We start from the raw sequence: 4456 nt of genomic DNA on the forward strand, positions 1-4456 counted from the left end.
ACCATCGTCGCCAGCATGCTTCGTCTCCAGTCATCTGCGAGCAGGGACGATCCCAATATCCGGCGGCATCTCGATGCGGCTCGCGAGCGCATCCTGACCATCGCCGAATTGCACACCAGTCTCTATCAGGGCCGTATTTTGGGTGAAATCGATTTCGCCGACTATATCCGCAGCCTCTGCGTCCATATAGAAAGCAGCCTTTTGTCGAGCGAGCGCGGGATCCGTCTGACGGTCGAGACGGAGCCGGTTTCCTTGTCCGCGGATATTGCAATTCCCGTCGGACTTGTGGTGAATGAACTGGTGACCAACGCGATAAAACACGCGTTCGAAGGCGTCAATGGTCAAGCTGTCATCACCGTGGCGATGGCGCGGCGCAACGGAGACCTCGTCCTGTCGGTCGCCGACAACGGCCGCGGACTGCCGGCGTGCTGGTCATCGCGCCGCAACGGTCTGGGATCACGGATTGTACAGGCTTTTGTCAGGCAGGTGGGTGGCCAACTCGACGTCGTCGAAGAATCCGGCACGCGATTCGAAATCGTGATCCCGGCTCAAACCATGTCCGACGCCGCGGAACGTTCGGGCACCCAAAACGATTGTGCGGCCGAATGAATCCAGTTGCATGGATCCGATAAGTTGGATTCGATATGATCTCACCGTCTTGCTTCAGCGTGACCTGTTCGGAAGGCCATTTCCCTCCTTTTTGGGTTGTGCGCTAAAAGCCGAAGTCGCTGAGGCCGGCATGGTCATCTGGGCGGCGGCCGAGCGGCCAGAAGAACTTTCGATCGGCCTCCCTGATCGGATGCTCGTTGATGCTGGCGTGCCGGCGGCCCATCAGACCGTCTTCAGCGAATTCCCAGTTCTCGTTGCCGTAGGCCCGGAACCAGTTGCCGCTGTCGTCGCGATATTCATAGGCGAAGCGCACGGCAATGCGGTTGCCCGTGAAGGCCCATAGCTCCTTGATCAGGCGGTAGTCGAGCTCCCTGGCCCACTTTCGGGCAAGAAAGGATTCGACCGCCGGCCGCCCGTTCACGAACTCGGCGCGGTTTCGCCAGCGCGTTTCGATCGTATAAGCGAGCGCGACCTTGGCCGGATCGCGGCTGTTCCAGCCATCTTCGGCCAGTCTGACCTTCTCGATCGCTGTTTCAAGCACAAAGGGAGGAACGGGGGGCCGGGACATTGCAATCTCCTCTGCTGGTTGCCGCCTGGAGCCTGATCGGTTCTGATTGCCTCAGAACCAGGCTCTGGCTTTTGTTTTGACGCGTTTTCTTCACGCGAACCGGTCCCCACCCCGGATCACGTCCGGGGCAGGCTTTCGCTCGAAAACGCTCTAGGGTGCCTGCAGCTGGACGGGCTTTGCCGCGCCCGTCGTCGCGCCGGGCACGATCACCAGATAACGACGCGGCGTGTCGCCTTCGCCGCGGACGAGCTGGCGGATCGGGCCTACCGCATTCACGATCGCCGCGCCGGCCGGGTTCGTCATGAAGCTCGCCAGCGGCTCAAGCGCTCCGGAGCCATCCGCACGTTGCGCCAGCGCGAGCATATAGGGCTGCTTCGCCTCAAGCCCGGTGACGGAGGCTTCCAGCATTTGGGTCAATCCCTGATCGAACAGCGCGACACTGGTCGGCGCCTGCGCGCCGGCCGCTGGCTTGGCCGCCGTCGACACCATCATGAGGTGGACAGCTTGGCCGGCGATGCCGAGCGGTTGCAGGCCGTTCGTTCCGGTTCCTTCGGGCACGGCATTCGTCACATAGGCGAGCGCCTGCGGCGCCTGGCCGATCGGCAACGTCGCGATCACCGTATTTGTCCTTGTATCGATCGCGACAAGCTCGTCATCATTCTCCAGCCCGACATAAACTCGCGAGCCATCGCCCGACGGCCAGATCCCATGCGGCAGCTTCCCGACCGGGATGGTCGCAACCTTGCTGAAGTCGTCGGTGCGGAACACCTGCACCTCGTTCAATCCGCCGATCGTTATATAGGCCAGCGTGGCCCGCGCGGTGTGCACGAAATTGACATGGTTGGTGATCGGACCGGTGTCGAGCGTCTTCAGGACCCTGAAAGGCGGACGCGCATCGAAGACCTGGGTCTTGCCGATGTCCTTCAGCGTAAACCAAACCTGCGAACCGTCGGGCGTTGCTGCGATGTTGGGACAGAACGGGCTTGCCTGCTGTACCTTGCCGACGATCGTGTGATCGGTGACGGAAACCACCTCGGTCTCCGGAGTGAAGGACGAGCAGACGTATCCGTACTTCCCATCCGGCGAAAAGATCTGCATTCCCGGACCATTGGGAAGGGTAATCCGGGTCTTCTCCTCGTAGGTCACCGCGTCCAAGACGCTGACATAGTTCTCGCCGCGGACGGTAACCCACACTTCCTTCCCATCGGGCGTGAAGAAGACCTCGTGCGGCGAGCGGCCGACATAGGTCGTGTGCTTGACGGCGTTGGTTGCCGTGTCGATGAAGGTAACCGAGTTCGAACCGATCGACACGATGGCTATGGTATGGTGATCCGGTGAGAAGCCAAGGCCGTGTACCAGCAGCTGGCCGCGGTAGAGCGGACTGAGATTGCCCGGCTGCGGATCGCCCAGACGGATCACGCCGAGCAGCCTGTTGTCGACCGGATCGCTCACGGAAACAGTGTTCGAGAACTGCTCCGCGGCGTAGACGCGATCGCGATGGCTGATGGGTACATCCGGATCCGAGGCCAGACCCGGCGCCTGGCCCGCGCTGGCGCTGTGCGCGGCAAGCAGTGCGATTGCGGCTTGCAGTACGATTCCAATTGCAATGGGCTTCATGGCGCTATTCCCTGCCTATTCGGTCGAATGCTAAAGACCGGAATTTCCATCGATGCGTTCCGCGGGGGAAGGCGGGACTGACTGGCTGATCGCCGATCGCATCGCCGCGATTTCCTGTTGCTGGGTGATGATGATCTCCTGTGCCATCCGCCGCAGCCGCTGGTTATCGCCGTAACGCAACTCGGCGAGCGCCATCTCGATCGCGCCCTGATGGTGCGGCGTCATCAAGGCCACGAAATCCCGGTCGACATCTCCCGACGGCCGAATGCCCATGTCGATCATCATCTTCGTCATCGCGCCGACATTGTCGGCCAGGAACGGCGCTTCGTCCGGAGGCGAGGAACGAAACGGCGTCGCACAGAGCGCGGCAATATAATCGGCCAGCGATTGCGGCGCCGCGCAACACGATGTCAGCAATAGCCCCGTGACCAGCAGCAGCGGCCGAAGTTTCCTGCAAAAAGTCATACCAGCCTCCGGCGGTCGCCTCAAAAGTCGCGCCCGATACAACACGACACCATCGAGAGCATCTCGATCGGCGGGGATCCGCCCCTCTATTTAGATCGCTTCGCCCGCTTTTCCTATCTGTTGTTTTTCCGGATCGGGCAGCGTGAAGGTCAGCGTTTCACTGGTGATTACCATACGGGCAACTTGAGTCACTGTCATTTCAACCTCGATGTCAAAATCATCCGTGGTGTGGCGGGTGTGATTGCCGCGCTCAAACGCCCTGATAGACCAGCCTTGTGAAGAAGGCGGGATCGATGACGAACTGACCCCATTTCGCATCGAAGGCAGCAGTCGGCCCGGCTGCGACCGTCTCGTCGCGTGATCGGCCCTGCTTCTTGAGCTTTGCAACGTTGTCCCGGGTCGCAACCAGCATGTCGCGGAATTCCCTCAGTTCGGCCTTGTTTCCAACGGGCTTTCCATGACCCGGAATGATGATGGTGTCGTTCGTTGTTGCCGCCAGATTGGCATCGGACGCCGCGATCATTCCGTCGATGCTACCGCCGGTTGAATAGTCGATGAACGGATAAATGCCGTTCCAAAAGGTATCCGCGACGTGAACGATGTTGGCCTCGGCAAATGTGACGGAAATGTCGCTGTCGGTATGCGCGGGGCCATAGTGCCGCAGGTCGATCGACAAGCCGTTGAGCTTTAGACTGTGCTCGCTTGAAAAAACCTCGCTGGGAAGTCCGCCTGATGGCAGCGGCAGGAAGTTATAATCCCAGTCTTCGACGCGTTGAACCTCAGACAGATACTTGCGCGTGTTCTCCTGCGCGATGATCTTGGCGCCGGCCGAATGCAGCCACGCGTTGCCGTCGGCATGATCGAAGTGCCAGTGCGTATTGACGAGATGGGTGACGGGATCGGCGCCGAGGGCGTCAAGCGCCCTGGTGATTTGAGGGCGCGACACGCCGATGCCGGCATCGATAAGCACCTTGCCGTCGGAGCCCGTCAGAACGGCGATGTTACCGCCCGAACCTTCCAGCACGCTGATCTTGTTTCGCAGCTTGTGCGTCACGATGGGCGATACCGCGGCGCTGTCCTTGATCAGACTGACGATGCCGCGTGCCTCGGCGAACGCTTGGCGGGGTGTGAGCCATCCTGCCGTGGCCGCGCAGGCCGCACTTCCGACGCAGCACAGGCAAAAGTGCCGTCGCGACA

Annotated in this window: 5 protein-coding genes; 1 reads left to right on the top strand and 4 read right to left on the bottom strand. The window is 60.9% G+C overall.

From position 1 onward, the window contains the following. Positions 1–609: sensor histidine kinase (locus ABSG20_RS30685; RefSeq protein WP_423868207.1), on the top strand; the 609-nt coding region annotated here is incomplete at its 5' end. Positions 610–712: 103 nt separating this feature from the next. Here the strand turns inward: ABSG20_RS30685 and ABSG20_RS30690 are convergent. From ABSG20_RS30690 to ABSG20_RS30705, 4 genes are all read right to left on the bottom strand, one after another. Continuing rightward, positions 713–1177 carry a nuclear transport factor 2 family protein gene (locus tag ABSG20_RS30690; protein WP_423868208.1) on the bottom strand — a complete coding sequence of 155 codons (465 nt, stop codon included), beginning with the start codon at positions 1175–1177 and terminating at the stop codon, positions 713–715. Positions 1178–1327: 150 nt separating this feature from the next. After that, on the bottom strand, positions 1328–2794 hold the full coding sequence (locus ABSG20_RS30695) for a YncE family protein (protein ID WP_423868209.1): 1467 nt from the start codon (positions 2792–2794) through the stop codon (positions 1328–1330). A gap of 30 nt (positions 2795–2824) precedes the next feature. Further along, positions 2825–3259 carry a DUF305 domain-containing protein gene (locus ABSG20_RS30700; protein ID WP_423868210.1) on the bottom strand — a complete coding sequence of 145 codons (435 nt, stop codon included), beginning with the start codon at positions 3257–3259 and terminating at the stop codon, positions 2825–2827. Positions 3260–3509: 250 nt separating this feature from the next. Then, positions 3510–4456: MBL fold metallo-hydrolase (locus ABSG20_RS30705; RefSeq protein ID WP_423868211.1), on the bottom strand; the 947-nt coding region annotated here is incomplete at its 5' end.

This window comes from Bradyrhizobium sp. (assembly GCF_049512235.1).
In the GTDB taxonomy this organism is placed as follows: Bacteria; Pseudomonadota; Alphaproteobacteria; order Rhizobiales; family Xanthobacteraceae; genus Bradyrhizobium.

Coding starts and splice junctions, on each gene's coding strand:
- ABSG20_RS30690 (WP_423868208.1), bottom strand. CDS start 1,177: ATGTCCCGGCCCCCCGTTCCTCCCTTTGTGCTTGAAACAGCGATCGAG.
- ABSG20_RS30695 (WP_423868209.1), bottom strand. CDS start 2,794: ATGAAGCCCATTGCAATTGGAATCGTACTGCAAGCCGCAATCGCACTG.
- ABSG20_RS30700 (WP_423868210.1), bottom strand. CDS start 3,259: ATGACTTTTTGCAGGAAACTTCGGCCGCTGCTGCTGGTCACGGGGCTA.